Consider the following 15,549-nt stretch of genomic DNA (forward strand, 5'->3'; position numbering starts at 1 on the left):
ACCTCATTCATTTTTAAATTTTCGAACCAATTTAAATTGAATACGCATATTCTTTTTTAGGCAATTTTACTATCTCTTGAATGAAAGGTGATTGTTCTATAATATCCTCTAACTGATCATTACTATAAACATAAATACCACCCATGTATGAACTGTAAGCCTTTTTTTCAGTTATTATTGCTAAGGTGCTATTTTCCTTTTTAAAATCACCCTCTAGTCCCTTTTCAAATGATAAACTTTTAGAAGCTGAAAAATACAGCTGGATTAACGCCGCTATTTCTATGTCGTCTGATTTTGCAAAATACTTTATTTCATTTAAAATCATTTCATCTTGTAACGGAAGAAAGTCCTCTACTTCTAACCTCTCCCCTTTATGAAAGAAATTTTGTAACTCAGGAGTATAGAACGAAAGATTTTTCTCCTCTACCTTTTTAAAAATAGATTGTATTAATAAGTCTTTCCCTATTACAAATGGATGGCCAAAGCCATTATTGTAAAGCCCTTCTTTTATTTTCATTAGTTGTTCGATCAAAGGGATTCCTGATTCTTCAATAACAAGTTTACCGTTAATAAAACGCATATTAGCAATCAATTCTTCTATTCGTAAGCCCTCCAATTCAAGCGTGGAATAATATAAATCTCTATTCCAAAAATCTAATTGATCCATTCCTAGTGAATTAAATAATAGCTCATCTATAATCAGAAAAACTCCATCTTCTGATAAACCTTTCGTTACATCTTCTAATAATCCGGAAGTCTTATTTAAAATTGTGCGTATTTCATCATCCTCTTGAATAATTCGAGCAGTCCAATCCCCGTGATCCTCTCCAGATATTTTCTGAAAGCAATGCGAATATGGACCGTGTCCAACATCGTGTAGAAGAGCTACAGTAGATACTAACTTTCGCTCATATTCTGACAAATGAATGTCACCAATCTCTGTAAGATGTTCTATCACTTTATTAACTAGCACATATACACCCATTGAATGTTCGTTCCTCGTATGTATTGCGTTCTCGTGTAAAAAATATGTATGTCCTTGTTGTTTAATATGAGCCAACCTTCGAAACGCTTTAGTATCGATCAATCGTATAATATCTCTATCTTGAATAGTAATTGATCCGTAAATAGGATCTGTAAAACGCATAACTTCTCCCCCTTTGTAAATTCAACACTTACATCATTATACAAAATTTTCAGTCTACTAATCCTTTCATTCTCTTTAAATATGAGAAATTTTTAATAATCTTTTCATTATCTCTTCATGAAAACATGGCTTATATCCTTTACTATAATACTTATGAGAGACATAAAAGAATTGAAATGGCAATCCCCTATATGAATAAGGTATAATCTACATATAGTGAACCTTTTATGTTATTAAATAAAGGGGCTTATATTCAAAATTCATAAATTAGAAGGTGCAACAATGTTAAGTAGTTTTATTCATTCAGTATTAACATTTTTTGAGGGATTAGGTTATTGGGGCATAATGCTTGGACTTATGATTGAAATTATTCCAAGTGAGATTGTCCTTGCTTATGCGGGATACTTAGTATTCAATGGTAGTATCTCATTTGTAGGCGCAGTTATATTCGGTACAATTGGTGGTGTTATTGCCCAAATCTTTGTTTACTGGATTGGTCGATATGGTGGTCGCCCTGTATTAGAACGTTACGGTAAGTATATTTTCATACATAAAAAACAAATGGATGCTGCTGAAGATTGGTTTAATCGTTACGGAACTGGCGTAATTTTCACTGCACGTTTCATTCCTATCGTTCGTCATGCGATATCAATTCCTGCTGGTATTACAAAAATGCCATTACTACGTTTCACTACATTAACAGCACTTGCGATCATCCCTTGGTCTATCATTTTCATTTATTTAGGTGAGAAACTAGGTGAAAATTGGGAGAATATTAACGATATTGCTGGACCGTATGTGAAATCGTTCGCTATCGGTGGCGTTGTACTTATACTTTTATATTTCGTAATAAAAAAGTGGACAAAAAAACGTAAAAACCTTGCTTAAGATTATAATAAAAAACCGCTATAAATTCATTAAGAATTATAGCGATTTTTATTATCGGCTTGATCATGTATTAGAAATTGTATTATTTCTTTTTTATGCTTTAAGTCATGCTCGATAAGTGATGAAAAATAATTATTTAACCTCAATTTTTTTGTGCCAAATTGATAGTCATTATTAAAATTCCGAGCAGGAATTCGCTCAATTTGGTCTACTAATTGTTTACGAGTAAAGCTGAATTGATCTAATAGTTCTTCTTTTGAAATACCGGATCTCGCATATTTTATTGCACCCTCATTCATTTCCTCAACACCTGTTGGAACATTTGGTACAGATTGTCCGCTTATAAAGTATGGAATTCTAAACTTCATTAAAAACTCATCCCAAACGATTAAATGTGAAATCACATCCGCGGTTCCCCATGAACCTTTTCTAAAAGGTTTAACCATACATCATTTTAGTTACATACTTCAACGTTTGGCACCAATCTATTAGACTTAACTTTTTTTCTAGAATACTTTCTTTCTCCATAATTCATTCCTTCCTTTTTCACACTAATAATCGATTCATATATAACTTCTAGACATTACATAAAAACCCCTCCAGTCTAAGATTTACATGGATAAGCAACAATTCCACCATAAAATACGTATAGTAACTCAAAAAGGAGTGATTCCCCTATGCACTGGCATCAAAAAATACCATACTTAATCGGACGCCCTGTTGGTGTTTCTCTCATTAATGGGCAAGGAACTTCCGGCGTTTTATGCGGCGTTCAAAATAATCAATTATTTGTTTACGAATACCTTTACCAAGCCCAGTTCGCCATGAAACATTATGACTTTAGACAAATTCAAGATATACACGCCTTTCCAAATTGCCCACAACAAAATCCTCTATACTAAAAAACAGGAACGGCTTTATTGCCATTCCTGTTTCTATTGTTTACATATTATTTTTCAGAGTAAAACCTCTGCACTGCTTCATCGAAATAGATCCATCCTTTCCAGCCTAAATGAATTGTATCTTTTAAGAAATACTTATCATATTCATGGCTAGAAAAATCGACTACTGGGTATCCTGCTTTCTCGACTTGATCGCGAACCTTATTGTAATACACATCACGACGTTCTTTCGGGAAACCAGCGTAATCATACCACGGTCCGTTTACAGGCACAGAAATAAAGAGTGGTTTTACATTTTTTTCTTTGAAAAGATCTAAAACAATTTGTAAGTCATCATATTCTGGTGAATCATCATACGATTCATTTGCTCTAAAGTTTTTTAAACCTTTTAATTTTTTCTTTAAATTATGTTTATAATAATATGGATTTTCAATTCCGAATGTATTTGTTGTGGATCCTACTTTACCTTCTTGTTCCGCATGTTTACGTGCATCTTCCCAAGAAAGCGAACGTAATCCCATATTTGTTTCCTCTTTCATCGGTTCGATCTTAAATAGAGAGTTAAATAAATCTCGATGATCTAAAATGTTCCGGTACATATACGCTAGCGGTTTAGCTAGTCCGGCTTTTATGTTATGTTTTGTATCGTTATATACAATACTTTCTAGCGAACTATTTAATATCGCATCCTTACGAACAACTTTATAATCTAGTAAACGTTTCGCGATTTTTTTCTTCATTTCAGGCTTTATTTCGTCATTAAAAATAAAGTGATAGGCTTGTTGTTTGGAGAAATTATTTGTAAAATCCCCTTGTGATACACCGGTTTTTGTAAACCATTGTGGTGAAAGAACAAAGACCACCTTTTTATCTTCTAATTCATCCATTGTAGACGTCATATTTAATATATGAGCCAAGCTTTGCGTACCACCAGTCCCTATTAGAAATGGAGTAAAATCTGCTGGATTTACTTTAAAATAGTTAGATGGATGATATTCATCCATTCGTAAAAACTCTGATGAACCATACATCGGTAAATACTGCGAATTCTCTAACATTTTCTGTTGCAAGAAAACACTTTGTAATTTCTCTTTTTGTAAGGACGTTGCTGCATCTTCTATCTTTTTATCGCTTATTAGTGATACTAAACTCTTAGATGGAATAAGCAATACAATGAAAAAGAGTACACAGGCTAAAATAATTGGTCCGAAAGCATGCTTCATCTTCATCGTTTATTCCTCTTTCTATTACGAATAAATTGTAACCCTTGTTTATGACACGTCATCATTTTTCTCCTTTTTTCTATACATGTTCCATTCTATTTATCTATTATATACATGTATGTATTTCCTCCCTTGCTCTATTAAGTCCTATACAAATAGCGCAAGAAAATGCTTCCAAAGAAACATGTTAATTATACAAGATTCTACATAAATTTCACACTGGAATTTATGTAATAATTTTATTTTTAAGCGATGAAAAAACTTATAAAATGTCTATAATTCATTTGAAGCTATAAGAAAAAACAGACTATCACATACGTGAAGTCTGTTTCTCCATCACTTTATTTTTGTACATCTGCCCATTTTAAACTTGTAGCTGGACCGAATTGATGTACATATAATTCTTTCACATATGGTTTTTGTAAGTAAGAAAGACCGCGCTGGAATACTGGTGCAATTACCGCATCATCAAGGAGCACTTTTTCCGCATCTTGCAGTGCTTTCCAACGAGCTTTTTCATCATTACCTAATTCTGTTTTAATCTTCTTAATTAACGCATCATATTCTGGATTTGCATATCCTGTATTATTTACGGTACTTCCCGAAAGGAAAACTTCTAAGTATGTCATTGGATCTGGATAATCAGGTAACCAACGTGATAACGACATTTCGTATTCTTTTTTCTTCTCTAACGCTAGTTTTTGCGTATGTGGTTGTAATTTCACATTTACTTTTAGCCCCGGTAAGTTTTTCTCAAGCTGTTCTTTAATATATTCGCCTACCTTTTTAAAGTTCTCTAAGTCATAGTTTAATAGTTCTAACGTCACTTCATTTGTGCCTGTCTCTTGCTTCGCCTTCTCCCAATATTCTTTCGCTTGTTTTACATCAGTCTTATTAAACTCACCTGCCGTACTTCTAAAATCTTTCTTATCTGGTCCTTTTAAAAATCCTTTTGGTACGTAATAATTCGCAGCAACTGATCCATCATTTAAAAATGAAGTCGCAAGCCCTTTCTTATCAAACACTGTACTTAGCGCAAGCCTTGCATTTTTATTTTTAAGAATTGGTACATTTTCATTAAAACGGAAGAAGTACATAACCGGATCTGTATATTGTTTTAGCTCTTTATTGTTTTTATATTTATCTACGAATTCTGTTGAAATGACAGCTCTATCTACCTTATCTGTTTCATATAAATTTACCGAAGTTGAAATTTCTTTAACAATTTGGTAGTTTACTTCATCTAATTTCACTTCTTTTTTATCCCAATATTTATCGTTTTTCTTCATTGTAAAGCTCGCTTCGTGCTTCCACTCTGATAATGTAAATGGCCCATTATATATCGCTTTATTTGCCTCTAACCCGTATTTATCACCTTGCTCCTTCGCATATTTTTCATTAATTGGATAGAAAGATGGTAAAATGAGTAGTTTCGTAAAATACGGTACAGGATGTTCCAGCTCTACAACGAACGTTTTATCATCTTTTGCTTTCACACCTAATTCTTCTAAGCCTAATTGTTTCTTATTTATCTTCTCCGCATTTTTCACATCGTACGCGATATATGCATATTGAGAGGCTGTATCTGGATTTATAAGTTGCTTCCAAGCATATACGTAATCATGAGCTGTTACTGAATCGCCGTTAGACCATTTCGCATCACGCAAGTGGAATGTATAAGTCTTTCCGTCTTTACTCACTTCATATTTTTGTGCTCCAGCCTCAATCACTTCATCATTTTTCGATAAACGGAATAACCCTTCCATTACATTGTTTAAAACATTAAACGATACGGCGTCTGTTACTTTTCCGGAATTTAGTGACGGAATTTCACCCGTTTCTAATAGTTGCAATACTTTCTTCTCATCTTTCGGCTTTGTAGCTGTTTTTTCTTTAGCACAGCCTACTAAAAATGAAGATACAAGTAGAGTACTAACTAATGAGTAGCGAACAACCTTCTTCATATAAAGCCCCCCTATCTTTTTTAAGGTAAGTAACGACGAGCACCAGCGTATTCTTCTATATATCCTGGTGTATTTAGCGGTATAATTTCTACCGATCTTTCAGCTCTTGGTGAGTGAATCATATTTCCATCACCAATATACATGGCAACGTGATGAACACTACCTTTTCCTTGATTATGTGCAAAGAATATTAAATCGCCCTTTTGTAGGTTTTCTTTATCAACCGCAATTCCTGCTTTTGATTGTGGCCCAGAATCCCTCGGTATTGTAATGCCATGTGATTTATAAATCGTATGTGTAAATCCAGAGCAATCAAATCCAAAACCACTTGTACCAGCCCATATATACGGTAATCCTAAAAACATTTTTCCGGTGTTTATTAAGTCATCAGCGGTTGGAGTCGGAATATCATTTTGAGAATGGTAAACAGTTCCATCATTTTTCCGTAGCCACGCCTTCTGACCATTTGGCAATAATACGCGGTATGAAATCGTATCTTCACTTAGTAGCGGTAATCGCGTATTATAGCTGACCTCAAGCGATTTATGTTTTTCAGAAGGGTTAATATATACAATTGCTGTCGGTTTCGTTATTAATACGAAAGGTTCGTTTGTTCTATCTACAAATTCTTGATTATACGTTAATTGTTTTTCAGGCATCCACCCTGGATACCCTTCTTCATTTCGCGGCGTTGGCTGTCCGTGCACTAGTACTTTTACCCAATCACCTTTTTTATCAATTACTGTTACTTCTTGACCGAGTAGCGCTTGCGTTTCTAATTTATTTGCACTCGTTAACCAAAGCTTCTCATCTAGCGTCATTGATTTCGTCCACTTCCATAAATCAACTGGATTTGTTGCGCTCGGTGCATCAATTGGTCGTAATGAGTCAGGCGCAGTCCATAACGTTGCAGCAGATACATCTATAAATGCTTTATTATCCTTCTTCTCTTCAGCATTCACCGAAGTAAACGATGAAAATATAAATAAGGTTGTCAAAAATGCAGTTCCTACTTTTTTCATATATATCCCCCTTAAAAGATAGTTTACTAGGTACTACTTCTGAGATTGTATATTCACTATAGAATGCAGGTTTACCTTTGGACCAGTGTAAGTCATCCCTTCTGGCTCTTCTACTAACCATAACGGTGCATCAAGATCAAAGTAATGAATATTCGGATGTGCCGCAGCTAAATGGGCAACAGCGCTAACTGAAAGTGAAGGTTCCATCATACTTCCAACCATACATTTCACACCTGCTGCTTCCGCAATATCTGCAATTTTCCATGCTTCTCGTATGCCGCCGCATTTCATTAATTTAATATTAAGTAGGTCTGCATATCCTCCTTGGACAATCTTTAATGCATCGCTTGCCGAAAACATACTTTCATCTGCCATAATAGGCGTTTGTACATTGTCCTTCACGTACTTTAATCCTTCCCAATCTTTCGCATGAACTGGTTGTTCTACAAATTCTATATTTAAATTTCTATTCTCCATTTCTCTAATAATAGAAACCGCTTCTTTCGGTTTCCATCCTTGATTTGCATCTAAACGTAACGTCGTATTCTTTGGTACTACATTTCGAATTGCCTCTATGCGTTCTAAATCTAAATGTGCCTCTTTACCCACCTTAATTTTTAATGTTTGGAATCCCTTTTCGATATGCTTTTTCGCTTCTTTTGCCATTAATAAAGGCTCATCCACACTTACTGTAATATCAGTATGAATCTCTTTCTTCCCACCTAACAATGCATATAACGGTATGTTGTGAAATCGACAATATACATCGTATAAAGCCATATCTACCGCCGCTTTCGCACTTGTATTTCCTATACAGCTCATTTGAATGTGTAACAATAACGTTTGAAATTGCAGCACATCTTTATCAACTAATACGGAGCGAATTGGCCCTAATATTGCTTCCTCAATCCCGTTGGCAAAATCCCCTGTAATAACCGGTGTTGCTGCAGCAGCTCCTTTTCCAACAATCCCTTCATCTGTATGAATAAACACATCTATACTTTCGATTTCCGTTACAGTGCGAAGCGCAGTTTTAAACGGTGTATGAAGCTTTACATGTCGGCGGTTTACCTTCACATCGGTAATTTTCATTTTGTTCATCCTTTCATTGTTTATAGAGTGATACTTTAATATCCGGGTGGCTTTTCCGTTAATGCGAAACAAAAAAATCCAGCCATAAGAAGATTCTTACGGCTGGATTTTGTCTATGAATGGGTAGACAAAGCAGCGATCTGATTATATTTTTTCTGTGCATCCTTTAGCGCTACAAGTAGCGCCTTTTGAGACGAACCGAAGTACCGATTTTTTATTTCTGTTACTAATGCTGGGTCATTAATATTTTTATGTAGAAACAAATATTTAACAAATTGAGATGTTAATGCAATTGTGGCTGAGCAATCTGCATCTACAATTTCCCCTGTATCCTTCTCAAGTACAAATGCTACAAAATAACTTTTGAACTTTTCGGTAATGGGATTATTTTGAGGTGCTTTCGCATCCCCTACGACGTAAATTGTATTTGAAGCGTACACAGCTATCTTCCTTTCTTATACGAGGATAACGGTTTTCTTAACAGACGTATAAGCTGTTAACTCAACGTTGATTAAAAAATGTATCCGCTTACCTTGTATTATATACAATTGACAGAATTTTAACAATATTTATTTTGACATATATTCCATAATTATGAAAATCTCTTGAAACAATTAAAATTGGCTCAAACTTCTCATTTTTACAATATGTCATTGCTCCTTGTACCATGACATTCACACTACAAACAACTTTTTCCCTCATACATCAAAAAACAGTTAGCTATCGCTAACTGTTCCACCACTTCACTTTGGCAATACGAATATTGTTTCGTTTGACTTAGAAAATTGATACTCTTTTCTAGCAAACTTTAAAATCTCTTCTTCATTATCGGTTAAATTCTCAATGTTAGTCTTTAAAGAACCTTGATCTTTCTTTAAAGAAACTAATTGTTTCTTTTGATTTGTTATAGTATTTTTTTTGCCATTAATTACTTCTTGTTGTTTCGTTAAAATATATTGAACGTACAAAGTAGTCGCAGCAATAAAAATGAACATGAAAATAAAACGCCTTAACTTCTTCTTATTTATAGTTCGCTTGTCGTTAGGCTGTGATAGTTGCTCTGGTATATTAGGAACATTGACTCTTTTGAGTTTCCTCATTTTCAAATCCCCCTAACCCATATTTTCTCACTACCATAGGCACGATCTCTTACTAACTTAAATTCTATTCTTATAAAATAACCTCCTTCACAAAAAAATCTCACAAATTAACCAATTAGAGATAGCGTTCGACGACATCTCTGTATTTAGAATGAGAATTTTTATTTATGCTGCTATAAAATAGTAGTTTATGTTATTCTTTTTCCCCAATTGTAGAAAACATTTTTACACATATAAATTCTAGTTTTGCATACCGATGTTATAACATGCTTACAAGGAGGAAAAATGATGCACTACCGTACATTAGGTAAAACTGGAATTACTGTTTCTGAAATTGGCTTTGGAGCGTGGGCGATTGGCGGCGATGAATGGGGTCCTGTTAACGACAAACAATCTATAACCGCTATGAAGAAAGCAATTGAATGTGGCGTAAACTTTATTGATACTGCTGATGTATACGGATTAGGACATAGTGAAAGGTTAGTAACTCAAGCGATAAGAGAGCACCGTAATAATATCGTTTTATCAACGAAAGGCGGTTTAATTGGGCATCACTATGATCCAAGTGGAGAGCCTGTTTATAATACTGCAGAAAAAGTGATCGCAGTATTTGAAACTAGCTTACTGCGCCTAGAAACAGATTATATTGATGTTTATTTCTGTCACATTTGGTGGGATAAACAAGAAGAAACAGAAGCATTTTTACGAGCATTTGAAATATTAAAACGGGACGGAAAAGTAAGAGCTGTTGGTGTTTCAACTCACGACATACAATATATAAAACACTTCAATAAAAACGATGAAATTGATGTTGTGCAACTTGATTACAACATATTAAACCGAAAACCAGAAAACGACATACTGCCCTACCTACAGGAGAACAATTTAGGAGCTGTTATACGCGGCCCTTTAAAAATGGGGATATTAACCGGAAAGTTTACAAATAAAACAACTTTTCTTGACGGAGATTTACGCAAAGAATGGCCAAAAGAAAAGTGGTTTCAAGAAGATTTACAAAAAGTAGAGAAACTACGATTACTCTCAAATGAAAATCAAACCTTAGGGCAACTTGCACTTCGTTATGTCCTCACTCATCCAGCGGTATCGGTCGCAATTCCTGGCGCAAAAACAGAAAAACAAGCGAAAGAAAATGCAGACTCGTCTATCCGTCCGATTCTTACAGATGAGGAATTAGCGCATATTCAGTCAATATAAAACAAGACGAGCAGCTGGCAATATCCAACTGCTCGTCTTGTTTTATTTTTAATATTTTAAATCTATATCATATTCCATTCTCTTCGCTGTTTCTTCAGCAACCTCAGCACCCAACAAATTTCTCACAATGTGAAATGACATATTAATTCCAGCTGAAATTCCTCCAGACGTAATAATATGCCCCTCATCTACAAACTTTACATTCTCTAATACTTCCACATTCGGAAAATCATTTCTAAAACTTTCAATACTTGCCCAATGTGTTGTCGCTTTGAAGCCATCGAGTAATCCAGCTTTCGCAAGTAAAAGCGCACCGGTACAAACAGAAGTCATTAACTTTACTTCTTTCATTTGCTCGCGGATCCAATTTGTTATTATTTCATTTTTCATTTCGTTTTCTCTAACACCTAACCCACCAGGAATAATTAAAATATCAACTGGAGGCAAGTTTTCGATACTATAGTCCGGTTGTACCTTTAATCCATTTCTCGCTGTAATCATTTCTCCATCTTGACTAACAGTATGAACTGTAAATGGTTGACCTTCACTTGTTGCTGTAACGGAAAAAACTTCAAATGGACCCGCAAAATCTAACACTTCCACTTCATTAAAAAGAAAAACCCCTACATTCCAGTGGCTAATCATAAGCTCACTTCCTCTTGCAAATGATGTAATAGGGATTCATGCTCTTTTTCTAAAGCAATATCATATGCGGTTTTCCCATCATTTTTCTTAATCATTTTATTAGCACCATTTTCAAGAAGTAATATAATGATTTCTTCATTTCCTAATAACGCCGCTTCATGAAGTCCTGTCCAGCCACCACTTTGCACAGCATTCACATCTGATCCCTTTTCAATTAAGAAAGCTACAAGCTCGCTTTGCTTATTCGCAATTGCTGCTTGAAGAGGTGTATTTTCATTTTCGTTTTTTGCTCTAATATGTATTTCTGCTCCCTGTTCTAAAAGGAAACTTGCAATTTCTTTCTGTCCAAAATAAGCAGCTAAGTGAAGCGGTGTCCATCCATCTTCACTAAATGAGTTAACAAAACTTGGATCCGTATTAATGATTTCTACTACCTTTTCTTTTTCCCCGCTTATGACTGCTTGTGATATTGATATGATTTGTTCCATAATGAACCTCCATGTATAGAAATATTAAGTACCCCTTAATAAATTCCATTAATAATCACATGTTCCTTTCTAAATAATTAAGTTTACATAATAATATTATTTTTATAATTCGTTATCCTAATAAAAAACAACCGACTCTAATGAGTAGATTGTTTTTGAGTTTCATTTTTATAATTGTTTAAAAAAATATCATTTTCACTTACAACTAATAAACATTATTAAAAATGAAATGAAATTATATATTTAGCAGCCATGAACTCTTTACATATCAAAACCGGCTATTTACTTAAATCAATAGTTTTTTATCATTTGAAAATAAAAATGGAATTTATCCTTACATTTGAAAAATACGTATATAGCAAGAATCTATAGCAGTACTCTTATCATACTAATCTATAACAATTCTGCCTTCTTCCCTTACCTGTATCCTTTAAAACATAAGACTTTAAAACGAGTGCTGTTAGTGAATCTGTTAATGTTTTATATGATAAATTTGAAAGAGCTAATAGATCGTTCGTATATAACATTCTATGCTTCTCTAATAATAATAGTACTAATCGTTCTGACGGTTTTAATGTTTCATCACTTTCTAGTATAAAATCTATATTTTTCATATCCCTACTTCTTACTCCTTATATAAAAAAATGATTTTAGTAGTTATTTAATATAAAAATACTACATAACAAATTTGAAGATATATCGAAATAACATAACACCCAAACACTTTTATACTATAACATAAAAAAGACATTTCCCCAAATTGAAAATGCCTTTTTATATCTACTTCTCTTTTTTATATAATTGATATGATTGTTCTAGCCCTTTATTATATTTCGTATTATTATCTGTCCATTCTCCCCCTAAGTTTCCTGGCCACCCTGATGTATTAGCAACATATTTAAGCAACTCCCAATCCTGCAATCCTTTTTTCACACCACGTTCATACGATTTGACCATACTTGAAATTGCTATCGTTGTATTTATACGCGAATCCACTAAACTCTCTTCCGATAATTGTACTGGTGCTAATCCACCACGATGTAATTGGAATAATCCAAAAGATGTTCCGTTATCTCCTATTGCTTTTCGGTTAAATTTTGTTTCATGATCCGCAATTGATAATGGTATCCAATCTGGAATATCATACCTCTTTGCAACTTCACTAATTACTTGCTTATTATTTTTAATCTCTTTCTGCTTTTCATAGTTAATATACATTACATAACTTAAAGTAACTAACGTAAATAATATGAATATATATTGTAGTGCCTTTTTCATCATTTCATCTCCTGCTTTGTATATGTTTCACTTTCTATATACACTATAAGACTTTTATGTGACATTCATTTGACAAAATGATATTAATTATACATAAGCTGTTACAGTTTCAACTATCAATCTAAAAACTACAATTCTTCTAAAAGACTCCTTCAACACATAAAAGCAATCAGCCTTTCATGTATACAGTATATCCCTGCTATAATAAAACAAATTGAAATTACCGATAAAATTGTACCCTGGATTTCATAAAATGCAGTAAAGAATTTCCCGCTTCCTCTATCCCAAATTTCTAATGCACCCGCGTAAATTGCGGAAGTTATATATGTAAGGCCGAATAGGAGAACACCCGAAAAAACATAGGTTACTCAAATATTTTCATTATTAGCTCACCTCCATTAATTTGATTTGTGAATAAAACAAAAAAGACCTTTATACGTTAAAGATCTTTTTCATCTTATTTTTGTTAGAAAAAACGCCAGAACCTAAAACAAAAACTCACTTTATTATACGTATCTCCATATAAAAATTAAAGACTATAAGGTTACCAGCCTCTTCTCGATTATCATTTTCACATTAAATGTTTCTTGCAATATGCGGTTTGCTGTAATGACTCGTTCCACCGCCACCTACTACTACTTTACCACCTTTTTCGAAGATTAATAATTTACTTGAACCATCTGAAAGTAAAACTATTACTTCAGCATGATCACTTGTAGCTACATAGATTACATAACCACTTTTTGAAATACAAGTTTCCCAATTCTCATCAAATTCTGATCTCACTACTCGATTTGAATACACTTGATTTTCAATTCTTCCTTGTTCTTCGTTTTCCAAGTTTATTCCTCCCACTTCTCTAAAGTGTCATTTATAGTAAAATAACAGCCCATTTAAAATAGTGACTGACTTTAACATAAATAGTATATGTAGTTAGTAGGAGAATGCTTGGACAATGAAAACGTAACAGCATTTAAGTATTTTACAATCGGAATTTCCCCTTAATCATTACAGCTACTTCTTTAGCATTCAAATGAGTATTATTAATTTTTATGTACTCTTTTTTTTCAATTTCATCATGAAATGAATTTAATCTATGTTTTTTCATCGTTTCTTTTAAATTTTTTTCAGACCATTCAATGTCTCTTTTTTTCGGTTTATGCTCTAGTCTATGTGGACTTTTATTTCGCTCTAATCTTTCATCTAATTCTGCCTCGAGCTCTACAAAATATACTGTTGCGCCTTTTGATTCAAAAATACTTACTACATGGTTTATGTACTCCCAATCCGATTGAAGGTCAAATGCCCATACATATGTAAAAATCATTCCGTATAAATCACTTTTAGACACTTCTTCAAACAGTTCATTACGAAACAAACTTACTAACCGTTGTGCTTCCGCTTTGTACTGTAATCAAAAAACGAGCTAACAAAATCAATCGTCATATGATTATGAAATAGCTTTAAATCAGTTATTTTTTCTAACTCATGCCCGACCGTCATTTTCCCGACTGCTTGCGGGCCAAATATTAAGATGAATTTCATTTGTTTGCCTCCGATTTTTCTCTATAAACAATGAAATAAAACATATCCTAAAATTGAAAATAAGGCAGTCGATGTTGTGTCGATTGCCTTATTTTCATGAATAGTTCCTATATTATTACTTTCGTACAGCTTCAAAAGTAATAATTTGTTCTGCATTTGACGGTTGCTTTTCATAAACATAGTCAGCAGAGCAAGTAATGTCAGTGAAACCTATACTTTCTAAAAGGAGCTTAAACTCTTCTATTCCATACCACCGCATTGCAAAACGTTGTAGTTCAGTTTGTACTAACTGTCCTTTACTCCCTTTTTCATATTTTAAATATGATACAGTTACTTGGTTAAGCCAATCTATTTCAATTGATTTATTTTCTAATGTAATTCCGTCCCCGCTTGGCAGAGAAAAAGTCGATGTATGAATCTCACCCGTCTTCCAGTCATATGGAAGCGCAAGATCTACAATTAAACGCCCGCCTAGATTAAGATGTCGATAAAAACATTTCAGAGCATTTATAGAATCATCACGATTTTCAATTAAACAAAAGGATCCAGTAGGAATTATTATCGCTTCATATTTATGTGGCAGTGAAAATTGTTGTAAGCTTCCTTCATATAAATTAGGATGCAAGCCTCTCTCTTTACACCGCATACGGCAAGAGTCTAGCATTTCAGGCGAATAATCTATCCCATCAACTTTAAAGCCAGCTTCAAGAAATGGAATAATGACACGTCCCGATCCTACTGCTGCTTCGAGAATTCTCCCTTTACAACTTTTTAAACGATCTTGATAATATTCAATATCACCATTCAAGGAGTAACCGACAGGTTTTGTGAAATCATATAATTCCGTACAAAGTGTACTATAATAACTAAACATTTATTTTCTCCTCCGTTTTATGTGTACGGAAGATTCTAATTTACTTAATCTTTCCGTACCTCAAATTTTAATGAGAATTCGAAAGAGCTGACTGTCATAATATATCACTCGCTTTCTATAGAATATAATCATATTGTATAATATTTCCTTCAAAATGAACATATAG

At 33.7% G+C, this 15,549-nt stretch carries 16 protein-coding genes and 4 pseudogenes; 3 read left to right on the plus strand and 17 right to left on the minus strand.

The annotated features are described in order from the left end of the window. Window positions 1-31: 31 nt before the first annotated feature. On the minus strand, window positions 32-1,147 hold the full coding sequence (locus tag MR066_RS01635) for an HD domain-containing protein (RefSeq protein WP_242245730.1): 1,116 nt from the start codon (window positions 1,145-1,147) through the stop codon (window positions 32-34). 282 nt (window positions 1,148-1,429) lie between these two features. Between MR066_RS01635 and uptA the strand changes: the two genes are divergently transcribed. Continuing rightward, entirely contained in the window at window positions 1,430-2,035 is a 606-nt protein-coding gene (gene uptA / locus MR066_RS01640; RefSeq protein ID WP_002032601.1) for an undecaprenyl phosphate transporter UptA, read from the plus strand. Window positions 2,036-2,064: 29 nt separating this feature from the next. Here the strand turns inward: uptA and MR066_RS01645 are convergent. Beyond that, window positions 2,065-2,563: pseudogene (locus MR066_RS01645) on the minus strand (DinB family protein). Between the two features lie 149 nt (window positions 2,564-2,712). On the opposite strand from MR066_RS01645, the gene MR066_RS01650 reads away from it, so the two are divergent. Beyond that, on the plus strand, window positions 2,713-2,937 hold the full coding sequence (locus MR066_RS01650) for a hypothetical protein (RefSeq protein ID WP_113710027.1): 225 nt from the start codon (window positions 2,713-2,715) through the stop codon (window positions 2,935-2,937). A 47-nt stretch (window positions 2,938-2,984) separates the two neighbouring features. Here the strand turns inward: MR066_RS01650 and dltD are convergent, their stop codons facing one another. The 7 genes and pseudogenes from dltD to MR066_RS01680 form a co-directional block, all read right to left on the minus strand. Further along, window positions 2,985-4,166 (minus strand): D-alanyl-lipoteichoic acid biosynthesis protein DltD, encoded by a 1,182-nt coding sequence (dltD, locus tag MR066_RS01655; RefSeq protein ID WP_242245731.1) that lies wholly within the window; start codon window positions 4,164-4,166, stop codon window positions 2,985-2,987. 335 nt (window positions 4,167-4,501) lie between these two features. Next, window positions 4,502-6,124, minus strand: coding sequence for a peptide ABC transporter substrate-binding protein (locus MR066_RS01660; RefSeq protein ID WP_242245732.1), 1,623 nt, complete (start codon window positions 6,122-6,124; stop codon window positions 4,502-4,504). A 20-nt stretch (window positions 6,125-6,144) separates the two neighbouring features. Continuing rightward, window positions 6,145-7,146 carry a C40 family peptidase gene (locus tag MR066_RS01665; RefSeq protein ID WP_242245733.1) on the minus strand — a complete coding sequence of 334 codons (1,002 nt, stop codon included), beginning with the start codon at window positions 7,144-7,146 and terminating at the stop codon, window positions 6,145-6,147. A gap of 33 nt (window positions 7,147-7,179) precedes the next feature. Next, window positions 7,180-8,247: a dipeptide epimerase gene (locus tag MR066_RS01670; RefSeq protein ID WP_242245734.1), complete on the minus strand. Its 1,068-nt coding sequence runs from the start codon at window positions 8,245-8,247 to the stop codon at window positions 7,180-7,182. 104 nt (window positions 8,248-8,351) lie between these two features. After that, the gene (locus MR066_RS01675) at window positions 8,352-8,678 is read right to left on the minus strand and encodes a DUF3870 domain-containing protein (RefSeq protein ID WP_002012954.1); all 327 of its coding nucleotides are present in this window, start codon (window positions 8,676-8,678) and stop codon (window positions 8,352-8,354) included. A gap of 88 nt (window positions 8,679-8,766) precedes the next feature. Continuing rightward, window positions 8,767-9,043 (minus strand): annotated as a pseudogene (locus MR066_RS27365) (hypothetical protein). After that, entirely contained in the window at window positions 8,982-9,338 is a 357-nt protein-coding gene (locus tag MR066_RS01680) for an FtsB family cell division protein (RefSeq protein WP_002085024.1), read from the minus strand. Before MR066_RS01680 ends, MR066_RS27365 begins: the two are co-directional and overlap by 62 nt. A 288-nt stretch (window positions 9,339-9,626) precedes the next feature. On the opposite strand from MR066_RS01680, the gene MR066_RS01685 reads away from it, so the two are divergent. Next, complete coding sequence (locus MR066_RS01685; protein ID WP_033715770.1) at window positions 9,627-10,553, plus strand: aldo/keto reductase; 927 nt, start codon at window positions 9,627-9,629, stop codon at window positions 10,551-10,553. A gap of 48 nt (window positions 10,554-10,601) precedes the next feature. Here the strand turns inward: MR066_RS01685 and MR066_RS01690 are convergent, their stop codons facing one another. From MR066_RS01690 to MR066_RS01720, 8 genes and pseudogenes are all read right to left on the minus strand, one after another. Continuing rightward, window positions 10,602-11,198 carry a DJ-1/PfpI family protein gene (locus MR066_RS01690; protein ID WP_242245735.1) on the minus strand — a complete coding sequence of 199 codons (597 nt, stop codon included), beginning with the start codon at window positions 11,196-11,198 and terminating at the stop codon, window positions 10,602-10,604. After that, a complete protein-coding gene (locus tag MR066_RS01695) occupies window positions 11,195-11,686 on the minus strand; it encodes an ankyrin repeat domain-containing protein (RefSeq protein ID WP_113937482.1) in 492 nt (163 codons plus the stop codon). The genes MR066_RS01690 and MR066_RS01695 overlap by 4 nt, the downstream gene beginning before the upstream one ends. 383 nt (window positions 11,687-12,069) lie before the next feature. Beyond that, window positions 12,070-12,300, minus strand: a complete 231-nt coding sequence (locus MR066_RS01700; protein WP_000789035.1) for a hypothetical protein — start codon at window positions 12,298-12,300, stop codon at window positions 12,070-12,072. Window positions 12,301-12,466: 166 nt separating this feature from the next. Continuing rightward, on the minus strand, window positions 12,467-12,967 hold the full coding sequence (locus MR066_RS01705; RefSeq protein ID WP_242245736.1) for a transglycosylase SLT domain-containing protein: 501 nt from the start codon (window positions 12,965-12,967) through the stop codon (window positions 12,467-12,469). Between the two features lie 149 nt (window positions 12,968-13,116). Further along, window positions 13,117-13,332, minus strand: a pseudogene (locus MR066_RS27270) (hypothetical protein); the annotation flags it as partial. A 208-nt stretch (window positions 13,333-13,540) separates the two neighbouring features. After that, window positions 13,541-13,804: a hypothetical protein gene (locus MR066_RS01710; protein ID WP_002142115.1), complete on the minus strand. Its 264-nt coding sequence runs from the start codon at window positions 13,802-13,804 to the stop codon at window positions 13,541-13,543. Between the two features lie 142 nt (window positions 13,805-13,946). Then, window positions 13,947-14,509: pseudogene (locus MR066_RS01715) on the minus strand (AAA family ATPase). A gap of 115 nt (window positions 14,510-14,624) precedes the next feature. Continuing rightward, on the minus strand, window positions 14,625-15,383 hold the full coding sequence (locus MR066_RS01720; RefSeq protein ID WP_242245737.1) for a class I SAM-dependent methyltransferase: 759 nt from the start codon (window positions 15,381-15,383) through the stop codon (window positions 14,625-14,627). Between the last annotated feature and the right edge of the window lie 166 nt (window positions 15,384-15,549).

It is taken from the genome of Bacillus cereus group sp. BfR-BA-01523 (assembly GCF_022662615.1).
GTDB classification, from domain to species: domain Bacteria; phylum Bacillota; class Bacilli; order Bacillales; family Bacillaceae_G; genus Bacillus_A; species Bacillus_A mycoides.

Coding starts and splice junctions, on each gene's coding strand:
- MR066_RS01635 (WP_242245730.1), bottom strand. CDS start 1,147: ATGCGTTTTACAGATCCTATTTACGGATCAATTACTATTCAAGATAGA.
- uptA (WP_002032601.1), top strand. CDS start 1,430: ATGTTAAGTAGTTTTATTCATTCAGTATTAACATTTTTTGAGGGATTA.
- MR066_RS01650 (WP_113710027.1), top strand. CDS start 2,713: ATGCACTGGCATCAAAAAATACCATACTTAATCGGACGCCCTGTTGGT.
- dltD (WP_242245731.1), bottom strand. CDS start 4,166: ATGAAGATGAAGCATGCTTTCGGACCAATTATTTTAGCCTGTGTACTC.
- MR066_RS01660 (WP_242245732.1), bottom strand. CDS start 6,124: ATGAAGAAGGTTGTTCGCTACTCATTAGTTAGTACTCTACTTGTATCT.
- MR066_RS01665 (WP_242245733.1), bottom strand. CDS start 7,146: ATGAAAAAAGTAGGAACTGCATTTTTGACAACCTTATTTATATTTTCA.
- MR066_RS01670 (WP_242245734.1), bottom strand. CDS start 8,247: ATGAACAAAATGAAAATTACCGATGTGAAGGTAAACCGCCGACATGTA.
- MR066_RS01680 (WP_002085024.1), bottom strand. CDS start 9,338: ATGAGGAAACTCAAAAGAGTCAATGTTCCTAATATACCAGAGCAACTA.
- MR066_RS01685 (WP_033715770.1), top strand. CDS start 9,627: ATGCACTACCGTACATTAGGTAAAACTGGAATTACTGTTTCTGAAATT.
- MR066_RS01690 (WP_242245735.1), bottom strand. CDS start 11,198: ATGATTAGCCACTGGAATGTAGGGGTTTTTCTTTTTAATGAAGTGGAA.
- MR066_RS01695 (WP_113937482.1), bottom strand. CDS start 11,686: ATGGAACAAATCATATCAATATCACAAGCAGTCATAAGCGGGGAAAAA.
- MR066_RS01700 (WP_000789035.1), bottom strand. CDS start 12,300: ATGAAAAATATAGATTTTATACTAGAAAGTGATGAAACATTAAAACCG.
- MR066_RS01705 (WP_242245736.1), bottom strand. CDS start 12,967: ATGATGAAAAAGGCACTACAATATATATTCATATTATTTACGTTAGTT.
- MR066_RS01720 (WP_242245737.1), bottom strand. CDS start 15,383: ATGTTTAGTTATTATAGTACACTTTGTACGGAATTATATGATTTCACA.